This window comes from Solwaraspora sp. WMMB762 (genome assembly GCF_049179115.1).
Lineage (GTDB): Bacteria > Actinomycetota > Actinomycetes > Mycobacteriales > Micromonosporaceae > Micromonospora_E.
The window spans coordinates 3,724,484-3,737,296 of the sequence record NZ_JBMHMD010000001.1 but is presented as its reverse complement, the minus strand read 5'-3'; the positions used below and the strand labels follow the sequence as shown (position 1 = coordinate 3,737,296).

The 12,813-nt window shown below is 72.5% G+C and carries 11 protein-coding genes; 6 read left to right on the top strand and 5 right to left on the bottom strand.

The window, feature by feature from the left end:
* The first annotated feature begins 60 nt into the window (after nt 1–60).
* The 3 genes from ACN27J_RS16595 (at nt 61) to ACN27J_RS16585 (ending at nt 2,739) form a co-directional block, all read left to right on the top strand.
* Nucleotides 61–507 (top strand): hypothetical protein, encoded by a 447-nt coding sequence (locus tag ACN27J_RS16595; protein ID WP_421367229.1) that lies wholly within the window; start codon nt 61–63, stop codon nt 505–507.
* Nucleotides 508–590: 83 nt separating this feature from the next.
* Nucleotides 591–2,039, top strand: coding sequence for a class II fumarate hydratase (locus ACN27J_RS16590; RefSeq protein ID WP_421367227.1), 1,449 nt, complete (start codon nt 591–593; stop codon nt 2,037–2,039).
* A gap of 19 nt (nt 2,040–2,058) precedes the next feature.
* Nucleotides 2,059–2,739 (top strand): HAD family hydrolase, encoded by a 681-nt coding sequence (locus tag ACN27J_RS16585; RefSeq protein WP_421367226.1) that lies wholly within the window; start codon nt 2,059–2,061, stop codon nt 2,737–2,739.
* Nucleotides 2,740–2,799: 60 nt separating this feature from the next.
* On the opposite strand, the gene ACN27J_RS16580 is transcribed toward ACN27J_RS16585, so the two are convergent.
* Nucleotides 2,800–3,450 carry a helix-turn-helix domain-containing protein gene (locus tag ACN27J_RS16580; protein WP_421367225.1) on the bottom strand — a complete coding sequence of 217 codons (651 nt, stop codon included), beginning with the start codon at nt 3,448–3,450 and terminating at the stop codon, nt 2,800–2,802.
* A gap of 42 nt (nt 3,451–3,492) precedes the next feature.
* On the opposite strand from ACN27J_RS16580, the gene cysS reads away from it, so the two are divergent.
* From cysS to ACN27J_RS16565, 3 genes are all read left to right on the top strand, one after another.
* Nucleotides 3,493–4,956, top strand: coding sequence for a cysteine--tRNA ligase (gene cysS / locus ACN27J_RS16575; RefSeq protein WP_421367224.1), 1,464 nt, complete (start codon nt 3,493–3,495; stop codon nt 4,954–4,956).
* Nucleotides 4,956–6,071, top strand: a complete 1,116-nt coding sequence (rlmB, locus tag ACN27J_RS16570; protein WP_421367223.1) for a 23S rRNA (guanosine(2251)-2'-O)-methyltransferase RlmB — start codon at nt 4,956–4,958, stop codon at nt 6,069–6,071. The genes cysS and rlmB overlap by 1 nt, the downstream gene beginning before the upstream one ends.
* 88 nt (nt 6,072–6,159) lie before the next feature.
* The gene (locus ACN27J_RS16565; RefSeq protein WP_421367222.1) at nt 6,160–8,856 is read left to right on the top strand and encodes an Hsp70 family protein; all 2,697 of its coding nucleotides are present in this window, start codon (nt 6,160–6,162) and stop codon (nt 8,854–8,856) included.
* On the opposite strand, the gene ACN27J_RS16560 is transcribed toward ACN27J_RS16565, so the two are convergent.
* The 4 genes from ACN27J_RS16560 to ACN27J_RS16545 form a co-directional block, all read right to left on the bottom strand.
* On the bottom strand, nt 8,831–9,454 hold the full coding sequence (locus ACN27J_RS16560) for a hypothetical protein (protein WP_421367220.1): 624 nt from the start codon (nt 9,452–9,454) through the stop codon (nt 8,831–8,833). The genes ACN27J_RS16565 and ACN27J_RS16560 overlap by 26 nt on opposite strands.
* Nucleotides 9,455–9,459: 5 nt before the next feature.
* The gene (locus ACN27J_RS16555) at nt 9,460–10,338 is read right to left on the bottom strand and encodes a carbohydrate ABC transporter permease (RefSeq protein ID WP_421367219.1); all 879 of its coding nucleotides are present in this window, start codon (nt 10,336–10,338) and stop codon (nt 9,460–9,462) included.
* A 20-nt stretch (nt 10,339–10,358) separates the two neighbouring features.
* Nucleotides 10,359–11,348 carry a carbohydrate ABC transporter permease gene (locus ACN27J_RS16550; RefSeq protein ID WP_421372290.1) on the bottom strand — a complete coding sequence of 330 codons (990 nt, stop codon included), beginning with the start codon at nt 11,346–11,348 and terminating at the stop codon, nt 10,359–10,361.
* Nucleotides 11,349–11,466: 118 nt separating this feature from the next.
* Complete coding sequence (locus ACN27J_RS16545; protein ID WP_421367218.1) at nt 11,467–12,813, bottom strand: ABC transporter substrate-binding protein; 1,347 nt, start codon at nt 12,811–12,813, stop codon at nt 11,467–11,469.

The following is a 12,813-nucleotide window of genomic DNA, read 5'->3' as shown; positions in this document are numbered from 1 at the left end:
CAGCTCAGGTTTCGCCGCCGCCGATCCGGGCACACCCGCCGTGACGGGAGGGGTGACGACATGGGGCGACGAAGCGGCAGCGCCGACCAGGGCCGGGACCAGATCTCCGAGCGTGATCGCGGGCAGGCGTTCGTCGACGACCTGGAGCAGCGGTCGGCGTACCGCCAGGAGATCCTGGACGACGTCGTCGCGCCGCCGAACGACCCGGTCCGCGAGGTGAAGGAGCGCGACCTCGACGACCCGGCCGACGTGCCGATTCCGGCCGAGACGCTGCGCGACGGCGGCCCCACCCGCTCCGGTGGCGGGCTGACCACCACCGGCGGCACCGCCGGCCCGGCCAGCACCCGCCGCGCCACCGGCCCCGGTCGGGGCGAGGACCCTGGCCGGGGAAAGAAGGGTCGTGGCCGGGGCAAGGTGGCGCCGACGACGACCGGCGACGCCACCAGCGGCGGCATGGGTACGCCGGCCGGCGGCACGACCAGCGACGCCACCACCCGCGAGGTGTAGTCCGTCGCCGCCCGCGAGCATTACCGGGGGCACGGACCGCACGTGGCCCACATCATCTGCGGGGTGCCGCCACTCGGGGCAGGATGGGAAAGGTGACTGACGAGGGCATCAGCGACGGTGGGATCGGCGAGGACGGCGTCCGCGACGAGGGCTACCGGATCGAACGCGACACGATGGGCGAGGTACGGGTCCCCGCCGACGCGCTGTGGCGGGCGCAGACCCAGCGCGCGGTGCACAACTTCCCGGTCTCCGGCCGTACGCTCGAATCCGCCCAGATCCGCGCGCTCGCCCAGATCAAAGGGGCCGCCGCGCAGGTCAACGCGGACCTCGGGGTGATCCCGGCCGGCATCGCCGAGGCGATCGTCACCGCCGCCGCGCACGTCGCCTCCGGCGGCTACGACGACCAGTTCCCGGTGGACGTGTTCCAGACCGGCTCCGGCACCTCGTCGAACATGAACACCAACGAGGTGCTGGCCACCCTCGCCGCCCGTGAACTGGACCGGCCGGTGCACCCCAACGATCATGTCAACGCCTCGCAGTCGAGCAACGACGTCTTCCCGACCTCGATCCACCTGGCCGCCTCGCACCAGGTGGTGCACGAGCTGATCCCGGCCCTGGACGAGCTGGCGACCGCGCTGGAAGGCAAGGGCGACGAGTTCGCCACCGTGGTCAAGGCCGGCCGTACCCACCTGATGGACGCCACCCCGGTCACCCTCGGCCAGGAGTTCTCCGGCTACGCCGCGCAGGTCCGCTACGGCCAGGAGCGGCTGCGCTCGATCCTGCCCCGGCTGGCCGAGCTGCCGCTGGGCGGCACCGCCGTCGGCACCGGGGTGAACACCCCGCCCGGCTTCGCCGCCGCCGTGATCGCCAAGCTGGCCGACGCGACCGGGCTGCCGTTGACCGAGGCCCGCAACCACTTCGAGGCCCAGGGCGCCCGCGACGCCCTGGTGGAGACGTCCGGGCAGCTGCGCACCATCGCCGTCGGCCTCTACAAGATCGCCAACGACATCCGGTGGATGGGTTCCGGCCCGCGCGCCGGCCTCGGCGAGCTGCGCATCCCCGACCTGCAACCCGGGTCGTCGATCATGCCGGGCAAGGTCAACCCGGTGGTCTGCGAGTCGGTACGCCAGGTCTGCGCCCAGGTGATCGGCAACGACGCGACGATCGCGTTCGCCGGCAGCCAGGGCGACTTCGAGCTGAACGTGATGCTGCCGGTGATGGGCAGCAACCTGCTCGAAGCGGTCCGACTGCTGGCCGCCGCCAGCCGGCTGCTCGCCCAGCGCTGCGTCGCCGACCTCGCCGCCGACCCGGAGACTTGTCTGGCGTACGCCGAAGGGTCGCCGTCGATCGTCACCCCGCTGAACCGCCACCTCGGCTACGACGAGGCCGCCTCGATCGCCAAGCAGGCGCTCGCCGAGAACAAGTCGATCCGCGCGGTGGTGCTGGAACGCGGCCACGTCGACGCCGGCCGGCTGACCGCCGCCGAACTGGACGCGGCGCTGGACGTTCTGCGGATGACCCGGCCCAGCTGAGCCGACATACCCTGGTGGGGTGATTACCACCGTGGTGTTCGACGCCGACGAAACCCTCGTCGACCTGCGGCCTGCGGTCACCGGCGCGTTGCAGACCGTCCTCACCGAGCTGCGCCGTCTGACCCCGCGTGCCGCCGAGCTGACCCTCGGCGACATGGCCGACGACTGGGCCGCCGCGTTCGCCGCCGACCCGTCCGCACCGGTGATGCAGATCCGCCGGAGCGCGCTGGCCCGCTCGCTGGACCGGGTCGGCATGCCCGAGCAGCTGGACCGGATCACCGGGATCTTCTTCGAGCGACGGTTCGCGCTCAGCCGGCCGTACGCCGACACGCTGCCCGCCCTGGACCGGCTGCGCCGCCGGTACGCCGTCGGCCTGGCCACCAACGGCAACAGCCGCGCCGACCGGTGCGGGCTGCGCGGCCAGTTCGCCTTCGAGGTGTACGCGCACGTCGACGGCCTGCCGAAAAAGCCGGACCAGCGGTTCTACGACGCCGTACTGACCGCCGCCGGGGTCTCCGCCGCCGACCGGGTGGTCTACGTCGGCGACTCGATCCCGCACGATGTGGTCGGCCCGCAGACGGCCGGGCTGCGGGCCGTCTGGCTGAACCGGCGCGGCGAGTCGTGCCCGGCCGAGGTGTGCCCGGACGCGCAGATCACCAGCCTGGCGCAGCTGCCCGAGGCCCTCGCTGACCTGTTCTGAACCCGACTGTTCTGAACCCGACTGTTCTGAACCCGACTGCGCTGCTTCACAGCAAAGCTGTCACAGCTCGCCGGCGAGCAGCCGGGACACCGCCTCGGCGGTCGCCTGCACCTGCGCACTTATCGCCGACACGTCCAGGGTGCCCATCGCCACCACCCCGACGCTGGCCTCCAGGCCGGGCACGCCGAGCACCGGGGCGGCGATCCCGTACGCGCCGGGCTGCAGCTCGCCGCTGCTGGTGACCGGTCCGGGCGTACCGTCGCGGCCGGCCAGGATCGCCCGGCCGGCGGCGCCGCGACCGACCGGATGCCGCGACCCGGCCCGGTACGCCACGTGGAACGCCGTCCAGCTCGGCTCGACGACGGTCAGCGCCACCGCCTCCGCGCCATCGGCGACGGTCAGGTGGGCGGTGGCGCCGGAGGACTCGGCGAGCCGGCGCAGCGCCGGCAGCGCGGCATCGGCCAGCAGCGGCTGTGCCCGCCGGGCCAGCTGCAGCAGCCCGGCACCGAGCCGCAACCGGCCGGCGGTGTCGCGGCGCAGCATGCCGTGCGCGGCCAGGGTGGTGGCCAGCCGGTAGACGGCGGCCCGACCGATACCGAGCGCCCCGGCGGCCTCGGTGACGGTGATCCCGCCGGTCGCCTCGGCTACCAGGCCCAGCAAACGCAGCCCCCGGTCCAGGGTCTGCGCAGTCTCCGCCCCTCGCGCGTGCACACCGACAGAGTACGGACGGGTGCCAGTCGGTACCCTCGTAGCGTGACGCTCCGCTTGTACGACACCGCGACCCGGTCCGTGCGGGACTTCGTGCCCCGCCAGCCCGGCGAGGTGAGCGTCTACCTGTGTGGCGTCACCGTCCAGTCCGCCCCGCACATCGGTCACCTTCGCTCCGGCGTCAACTATGACGTGCTCCGCCGCTGGCTGACCCACCTGGGGCTGCGGGTCACCTTCATCCGCAACATCACCGACGTCGACGACAAGGTGCTGGACAAGGCGGCCGCCGCCGGTCAGCCGTTCTGGTCGATCGCGTACGCCAACGAGTTGGTGCTCGCCGCCACGTACCGCAGCCTGAACGTGCTGCCGCCGACGTACGAGCCGCGCGCCACCGGGCACATCCCGGAGATGCACCAGCTGATCGAGCGGCTGATCGAGCGCGGCCACGCCTACCCGGCCGCCGACGGCAGCGGCGACGTCTACTTTGACGTCGCCTCGTACGCCGACTACGGCGCGCTGTCCGGCCAGCGCCTGGACGCGATGCAGCCGGCCGGCGACGGCGCCGAGCGGGCCAAACGCGACCCGCGTGACTTCGCACTGTGGAAGGGCGTCAAGCCGGACGAGCCCGCCGACGCGGCCTGGCGCTCGCCGTGGGGTCCGGGCCGGCCCGGCTGGCACATCGAGTGCTCGGCGATGTGCTGGCGCTACCTCGGCCCCGAGTTCGACATCCACGGCGGCGGGCTGGATCTGACCTTCCCGCACCACGAGAACGAGGTCGCCCAGTCCAAGGCGGCCGGGCTGCCGTTCGCCCGCTACTGGGTACACCACGGGCTACTCAACCTGGGCGCGGCGAAGATGAGCAAGTCGCTGGGCAACGTCATCGACCTCGACCACATCGCCCGGCTCGGGGTGCGCCCCGCCGAGCTGCGCTACTACCTGACCGCGGCGCACTACCGGTCCCGCATCGACTACTCAGACGACGCCCTACGGGAGAGCGCCACCGCGTACCGGCGGATCGAGGGTTTCGTCCGGCGGGCGGCGGAGCAGGTCGGCGCGAGCCCGACGCCGGACGCGGCCACCCAGGTGCCGGCGGCGTTCGCGGCGGCGATGGACGACGACCTGAACACGTCGGCCGCTTTCGCCGTGCTGCACGACGAGGTCCGCGAGGGCAACAACCTGCTGACCGGGGCCGGGGTGAGTGCCGCCGCGAGCGACGCCGACGCCGACGCCGACCGGGCGCTGCGGGCCAGCCTGGGCCGGGTCCGCGCGATGCTCGGCGTGCTCGGCCTCGACCCGCTCGACCCGGCGTGGGGCGACGTCGCCCCGCGCGACGAGCTGCGCGGCGCGGTCGACGCACTGATCGCCCTCGCCCTCGACCAGCGGGCGCAGGCCCGTGCCCGGCGCGACTGGGCCGCCGCCGACGCGGTGCGTGACCAGCTCAAGCAGGCCGGCGTCACGGTCGAGGACACCCCGCACGGCCCCCGTTGGACCATTGGAGAGCAGACCTGATGCCCGGCAACTCGCAACGACGTGGCCGGCGGGTCACCCCCAAGAAGGGTGCCGCCGGCGGCACCGGCGGCAAGAACCGGTCCGGCCTGGCCGGCAAGGGCCGCACCCTGCCGGCCGACGAACGGCCGTGGCACAAGGGCTACTCCGGCACCGAGAAGCTGCCGAACAAGACCGCCTGGAAGCAGGAGAAGGAACGTCGGGCGGCGGCCGCCGAGGGGCGCGCGCCGAAGATCGGCGTACCCGGGACGAAGGACACCACCTGGGGCGGCGGTGGCCGCAGCCGGGGCGGTCCGGCCACCGGCCGGTTGGCCCGGGGCGGTGCCCGGTCCGGGCCGCGGGTCTCCCCGGGCCGCAAGGCGCACCCGCCGAAGGACGCCCCGGAGCTGCTGGTCGGCCGCAACCCGGTGGTCGAGGCGCTGCGGGCCAACGTGCCGGCGACCGCGCTCTACGTCGCCCAGGGCATCGACGTCGACGACCGGGTCACCGAGCTGGTCCGGACCGCCGGTGACCGGGGCATCGCGATCCTGGAGATCAGCCGGGCCGAGCTGGACCGGATGACCGGCGGCGTGCTGCACCAGGGCGTCGGGCTGCAGGTGCCGGCGTACGCGTACGAGCCGTTCGAGGACCTGCTGGCCGCCGCCGCCGAGCAGCCGGAGCCGCTGCTGGTCGCCCTGGACGGGGTGACCGACCCGCGCAACCTCGGCGCGGTGGTGCGCTCGGCGGCCGCGTTCGGTGCACACGGCGTGTTCGTGCCGGAGCGGCGGGCCGCCGGGATGACCGCCACCGCGTGGCGGACCAGCGCCGGTGCCGCCGCCCGGACCCCGGTCAGCCAGGTGGTCAACATGACCCGAGCGGTGAAGAAGTGCCAGGCCGAGGGGTTCACCGTGGTCGGCCTGGACGCCGACGGTGAGACCGACCTGTACGACCTGGAGGCCGCCGTTGGTCCGCTGGTCGTGGTGGTCGGTTCCGAGGGTCGCGGGCTGTCCCGGCTCGTCGGCGAGACCTGCGACCTGCGGGTACGCATCCCGATGCACTCCGACGTCGAGTCGCTCAACGCCAGCGTGGCCGCCGCGGTCACCCTCGCCGAGGTCGCCCGCCGCCGCCTGGTCGGCTGACCGGCCGATCGCTGATCAGCGGGTCAGTCACCCGTAGCATGCCCGGGGTCGGTGTCGGTCGGTTCGGGGTGCGGCGGAGGAACAGCTGATGACAGGGCAGGACGAGGGCTTCGCCCTCGGTGTCGACCTGGGCACCTCCAACACGGTCGCGGTGCTGCGCTGGCCGGACGGGCGGAGCCGGCCGCTGCTCTTCGACGGCGTACCGGTCCTGCCGTCCGGGGTGTTCCTCGGCGACCGGCTGCACGTCGGCCGGGACGCGCAGCGGCTCGCCCAGGCCGACCCGGCCCGGTTCGAGCCGAACCCGAAACGCCGGGTCGACGAGCCGACGGTGCTGCTCGGCGACCGGGAGGTGCCCACCGCGGACCTGCTGGCAGCCGTGCTCGCTGCGGTGGCCCGGTCGGCGGTGGAGGCGGTCGGCTTCCTGCCGCCGGCGGCGCTGACCTACCCGGCCGGCTGGGGTGCCCGCCGCCGGGAGGTCCTGGCGCACGCGGTGGCCCGCGCCGGTTGGCCGCCGGTGACCTCCGGCGGGCCACCCACCGCAGGCCGCCTGCCGGTCGGATCCCCCGCTGCCGGGCCCGGGACCCGGCTGGTGCCGGAGCCGGTCGCGGCGGCCCGCTACTTCGCCGACGTGCTGCGCCGGCCGGTGCCGGTCGGGCAGGCCATCGCCGTGTTCGACTTCGGCGGCGGCACCCTCGACATCGCCGTGGTACGCAACGACGGCGTCGACCCGCACGGGCGGGCCCGGTTCGCGGTGGTCGGCTCCGGTGGGCTCACCGAGCTCGGCGGTCTCGACCTGGACGCGGCACTGGTCGAGCAGCTCAGCGGAGTGCTCGACCCGCAGGTACGGCAGCAGCTGGCCGCTCCGGCCACCCCGGCGCAGTGGCGCAACCGTCGACAGTTCTGGGACGACGTACGCGGGGCGAAGGAAATGCTGTCCCGGGCGTCGTCGGCACCGGTCGCCGTGCCCGGCGTGGACCGGGCGGTGCACCTGACCCGCGACGAGTTGGAGCAGGTGGCCGGCCCGCTGATCCGTCGTGGTGTGCGGGAGACGGCCCGGGTGATCGCGGCCTGCGGGCTCGGTGTCGACCAGCTCGCCGGACTGTTCCTGGTGGGCGGCTCGTCGCGGGTGCCGCTGGTGGCCCGGCTGCTGCACAGCGAGCTGGGCGTGGCACCGACCGTGCTGGAGCAGCCGGAGCTGCCGGTCGCCGAAGGCGCGTTGGCCGACCTGCCCGCGCCGGCATGCGGTCCGGCCGCGTCACCCGTACCGCCGGTTGCACCCGCACCATCCCCGGTCTCACCCGCACCGTCCCCGGTCCCGCCGGTGCCGGCCGCGCCGGCATCGGTCCCGCCGGCCCAGGGTCCGCCGCCCCCGGTCCAGCCGACGTCGACGCCGACGCCCGGCCCGGCGCGTCGGCGTCGACGTCGGCGTCGGCGGCTGCCGTGGCTGGTCGGCGGCGCCGCCCTGGCCGTGGTCGCGGTGACCGTCGCCAGCGTCGTCTACCTGCTGAGGGATCCGGCCCGGCCGATCGAGTTCCGGGCGTTCAACCAGGTCGGCAAGGCGATCACGGTGCCCGAGGACGCGGACGCCGACTTCACCCAACTGGTCGACGGCCAGGCGTACGGCGGCTACGTCCGCGACGACGGCCGGCTCGGCGTCGTCGCCGTCGACCCGGCGACCGGCGACGAGCGGTGGGACGGGGCGACGACCGTGCGCGCCGACCGGTGGTTCGGCCTGCGGGCCACCCCGGACGCGGTGATCGCCGTCGCCGACGCCTACAGCAGCGCCACCCGGCCGGTCGCGGTGCTCGACCCGACCGACGGCCGGCAGCTGTGGGATTTCGAGATCCTCGGCAAGGACCAGTTGTTCGTCTTCGACGACGTCCTCGTCTGGTCCGACGTGGAAGGTGCCCGGCTGGTCGGGCTGGACCTGCGGGACGGCACCGAACGCTGGGCGCACGGCAACCCGGCCGACCAGTACGACGCCACCGACACCGCGGTGTATCCGGCGGTGAGCGCCGCCGACCTGACCGGCCCGGCCGGCTTCGACGGTGTCCCCACCGAGCCCGACCTGGCCGACGATCGGCGGATCGTGCAGCTCACCTCGACCCGGCACGCCCGGGTGTTCGACGCGGGTAGCGGTGAACTGCTCGGCGAACGGTCCAACGTGGCCGCGCCGACCGACCCGGCGCTGGTTTACGCGGGCCGGCTGGTGATCGCGCCGTCGGACAGCAGCGGGTACCGGCTGGCGTCGTACGACCTGTCGACGACCGGCGAGTCGGTCAATCTTTACACTCCGGCCGACGACCAGCGGCGGCTGCAGAGCCTGACCCCGTGCGGCGGCACCCGGATCTGTCTGCTGGAGTCGACCGGCTTCGGCTCCGACACCAACGAGCTGGTGCTGATCGACCTGGCCGAGGGCGGCGAGCAGTGGCGGGTGCCGGCCGCCGACTTCGAGGCGGTCGTGCCGGTGGGTGAGCAGATTCTGCTACGCCGTACGTCGGGTGGCTACCTGTCACTGCTGCTCGACCCCGACGGCGAGGAGCTGCTGAGCCGCGACGGGGTGGCGGTCCGGATCGACCGGGCCAACCTGCTGTGGTTTTTCGACAACCCGGGCAGCTACCCGGAGGACGCCAGCGTGGCCGGCGTACCGGCCGCCGTCCCGGCCGATCTGCTCGAACTCGGCGTGCTGCAGGGTGTGCGTACCGTGGCCTGCTCGTGGGACCGCGCGGTGATCTTCTGCCCGACCGCCGACGGTTTCGTCACGCACCGGTTCGTCGCCGGTTGAACCGGCGTAGCACGGTGTGCAGGGCGAACAGGGTGTAGCCGAGCAGGATCGGCGCGAGGATCGGCATGACCAGTACGGTCAGTACGGCGGCGAGTCCGACCACCCCGGCGGCGGCCAGGATCGCCAGTGGCCGTTGCTCGACCAGACGCCAGGTGCGGCGTACCGCCGCTCGCCAGCCGCCGCCGGCTCGGCCGACCTCGACCACGACGAGGCCGGCGAAGCCGGCCACCAGCGCGGCCAGCAGCCCGGTGCCGACCAGCATGACCGTGCCGCCGGGCACCACCCCGGCCGAGATCAGCACCGCGTTGCCGCCGAGCAGCAGCGTGCCGACCACGGCGACCAGGGTGGCGACGGCCCCGGGTGCCAGCACACGCCAGAAGTGGCCGGCCATGTCCCGCAGACCCGGCCAGTGGCCGTCGACCGTCCACCGGTGGATCGCGGCGCTGGCGGTGGCCAGCGCCGCGCCGGCGGTCAGTACGGCCGCCGACGCGAGCGCGGTGACGATGCCGAGCAGCGCCAGGTCGGTGGCGGCCCGCAGCGTGTCGCGCCAGTCGGCGCGGGCCGGTGCCGGACTGTCCGGCCAGTCTGCGGGAGCCATTGACGTCACCCCTTGAGGCCGCTGGTGTTGATGCCCTGTACCAACATCTTCTGGAACGCCAGGAAGAAGAGGAAGACCGGCAGCAGCGAAAGCACCGACATGGCGAACATCGGGCCGAGCGAGGTCTGCCCGGTGGAGTCGATGAACAGCCGCAGCCCGATCGGCACCGTGTAGCTCTCCACGCTCGGCAGGTAGATCAGCTGGGTCAGGAAGTCGTTCCAGGTCCAGATGAACGAGAAGATCGCGGTGGTGACCAGTGCCGGGCGGGCCAGCGGCACGATCACGTACCGGAAGACACCGAACGGCGAACACCCGTCGATCTTGGCCGCGTCGTCCAGCTCACGGGGGATGCCCCGCATGAACTGCACCATCAGGAAGACGAAGAACGCCTCGGTGGCCAGCAGCTTCGGCACGATCAACGGCAGCGGGGTGTCGATCCAGCCGAACGAGTTGAACATGATGTACTGCGGCACGATCAGCACGTGGCTGGGCAGCAGCAGCGTACCGATCATGATCGCGAACCAGAACCTGCGGGCCCGGAACCGCAGCCGGGCGAACGCGTACGCGGCCAGCAGGCAGGAGACGGCGTTGGCGACCACGGTCGCCATCGAGATCACCGTGCTGTTCCAGAAGAACCGGCCGAACGAGATGTTGCTCAGGTAGTTCCAGCCGTCCGGGTAGTTCGCCCAGGTCGGGTCCTGCGGGATCACCGACAGGTTGCTGGCCACCTCGGTCGGTGACTTCAGCGACGAGCCCAGCACCCAGATCAGCGGGTAGAGGACCACGACCAGGATGGCGACCAGTACCGCCACCCGGGCGACGCCCCGGGCGGTGCCGCCGGCGGCCCGGCGGCGCGCGGCGCTGCCGCCGTCCGCTGTCGACATCTGAGCAGCTTCGGTAGCCATCAGTCGTTGTCTCCGTCCGAGTAGTGCACCCAGAACCGACCGGTGCTGAAGAACAGCACCGTGATCAGGCCGATCGCGATCAGGAAGACCCAGGCCAGCGCGGACGCGTATCCCATCTGGAACTCGGTGAAGCCCTTGGTGTAGAGGTACAGCGTGTAGAGCATGGTCGAGTCGACCGGGCCGCCGGTGCCGTTGCTGATCACGAACGCGGCGGTGAAGCCCTGGAACCCGTTGATCGTCTCCAGCACGAGGTTGAAGAAGATCACCGGGGAGAGCATCGGCAGGGTCACGTTGAAGAACTGCCGAATCTTGCCGGCGCCGTCGACCGAGGCCGCCTCGTACAGCTCGGTCGGCACCTGCTTGAGCCCGGCCAGGAAGATCACCATCGGCGCGCCGAACTGCCAGATGGCCAGCACCATCAGGGTCTCCAACGCCCAGTCCGGGTCGTTGACCCACGGTTGTCCGGTGATGCCGAACAGCCCGAGGAAGTCGTTGAACGCGCCGTCGCCGCTGAACATCGCCCGCCAGATCAACGCCAGCGCGACGCTGCCGCCGAGCAGCGACGGCAGGTAGAACAGGCTGCGGAACAGCCCCACCCCGCGGGTCTCGCGGTTGAGTAGCAGCGCGACGCCGAGGGCGGCGGCCAGCTTCAGCGGTACGGCGACGAACGCGAAGATCAGCGTGACCTGCACCGAGTGGCGGAACGTCTGGTCGTTGACGAACAGGTCCCAGTAGTTCTCGAAGCCGACCCACTCGACGAACTCCCAGGACGACAGGATGTCGTAGTTGGTGAAGCTGAGGTAGAGCGAGAACAGCATGGGGAAGGCGGTGATCGCCATCAGCCCCAGCAGCCACGGGGAGAGGAAGACGTACCCGGCCAACCCTTCGCCGTGCCGCCGGCTGCCGCCCTTGGCGCTGCCCCGCCGCCCGCTCGTGCTCGACGGGGGGGCAGTGGTGGTGCTCGTGGCCGGGACGGATTTCGTGGTCAGGGCCACGATCTGGCTCCTTTCTCGGATCACGGGTCGTGGTGCCCACGGCCCGGACCACGGGTCGTGGTGCCCACGGCGGATGCCGTGGGCACCACGACCGCGCAACGTCCGGCCCGGACTACTCGAGGGTGGCTTCGGCCTGGCGGAAGAACTCGGCGGCGGCGTCGGCCGGGCTGGCCTGGCCGTAGGTGACGCTCTCGGCGACCGTGGTCAGGGTGGACCGCAGCGGCCCGTGACCCTGTGGCGGCGGTGCCGGCGCCGGGCCCATCTGCGGGATCAGCGCGTTCTCGAACTCGACCGTGGCGGTCATGTACGGGTCATCGAGACCCGCCTGGACCGTCTCCCGGTTGTCGATGTTGGACGGCAGGCCCCGGTCGACGCCGAGGATCTGCGCCGCCTCCGGGTCGTTGGCCAGGAAGTCGATGACGTCGGCGACGACCTCCGGGTGCTCGGTGGAGCGCGACCCGGCCCAGTACAGCGACGCCCGCGCCCACTGGCCCTTCGGGTCACCGGGGTAGGCGACCATGCCGAGTTCGCTCTCGGTCGACTTGCCCAGCTCGGAGAGCTGGTTGGACCACATGAACGAGGTGGCGCCCTTGCCGGTCACCACCAGCTGGTCGGAGACGCCGCCGCCGACCGCCTCGTGCACCACGTCGGCCGGCGGGGTGGCTCCGGCCTCCCGGGCGTCCAGCCAGAACTGGAACCACTCGGTGAGGTCGGCCTCGGTGAAGGCGAGCTGCGGCCCGTCGTAGAACTCCTTGCCCTGCGAGCGCAGCCACAGCCAGAGGGCCTTGTAGTCGGAGCTGGGGTCCATCGCGCCCCAGTAGTCGCCGCCGGCCGCCTCGGTCACCTGGGCGCCCCAGGCGATGAACTCGTCGTACGTCCAGCCGGTCTCCGGCTCCGGCAGGCCGAGCTCGGTGATCTTCGTCTTGTCGTAGACCAGGGCCGGGGTGTTCTCGCCGGCGGCGACCGCGACCTGCTTGCCGTCGATCTGCCCGTACTGGGTCAGGCTCTCCGGGTGGTTGCTCAGGTCGATGTCACCGGACTCCACGAACGGGGTGAGATCCAGGGTGACATTGCGGCCGGCGTACTCGGCCAGGCCGTTGTCGTCGATCTGGAAGATGTCCGGGGCGTTACCGCCGGCCGAGATGGTCGCCAGCTTGTCGTAGTAGCCGGTGAACGCCTGCCAGGTCGGGTTGATGGTGACGTTCGGGTTCTTCTCCTCGTACAGGTCGAGGGCCTGCTCGGTGAGCTCGGCGCGGGACTCGCCGCCCCACCAGAAGAACTCGATGGTGACCGGCGCGTCCGGGTCGCTCGACGCGGCGTCGCCGCAGGCGGCGACGCCGAGGACCAGCGGCACGACGGCGGTGGCGGCGACGCCGCGCAGCAGGCGGCGCCGGCCGAAGGGGGTACGGTGAGCACGCGTGGCAGGCGTGTTCGCCGTCGGTGATGTTGCGGGGTGCAT

What these genes read in the sequence shown, in the direction of transcription:
- ACN27J_RS16590 (WP_421367227.1), top strand. Translation starts at nt 591, where the DNA reads ATGGGAAAGGTGACTGACGAGGGCATCAGCGACGGTGGGATCGGCGAG.
- ACN27J_RS16545 (WP_421367218.1), bottom strand. Translation starts at nt 12,813, where the DNA reads ATGCACCCCGCAACATCACCGACGGCGAACACGCCTGCCACGCGTGCT.
- ACN27J_RS16560 (WP_421367220.1), bottom strand. Translation starts at nt 9,454, where the DNA reads ATGGCTCCCGCAGACTGGCCGGACAGTCCGGCACCGGCCCGCGCCGAC.
- ACN27J_RS16565 (WP_421367222.1), top strand. Translation starts at nt 6,160, where the DNA reads ATGACAGGGCAGGACGAGGGCTTCGCCCTCGGTGTCGACCTGGGCACC.
- ACN27J_RS16595 (WP_421367229.1), top strand. Translation starts at nt 61, where the DNA reads ATGGGGCGACGAAGCGGCAGCGCCGACCAGGGCCGGGACCAGATCTCC.
- ACN27J_RS16555 (WP_421367219.1), bottom strand. Translation starts at nt 10,338, where the DNA reads ATGTCGACAGCGGACGGCGGCAGCGCCGCGCGCCGCCGGGCCGCCGGC.
- rlmB (WP_421367223.1), top strand. Translation starts at nt 4,956, where the DNA reads ATGCCCGGCAACTCGCAACGACGTGGCCGGCGGGTCACCCCCAAGAAG.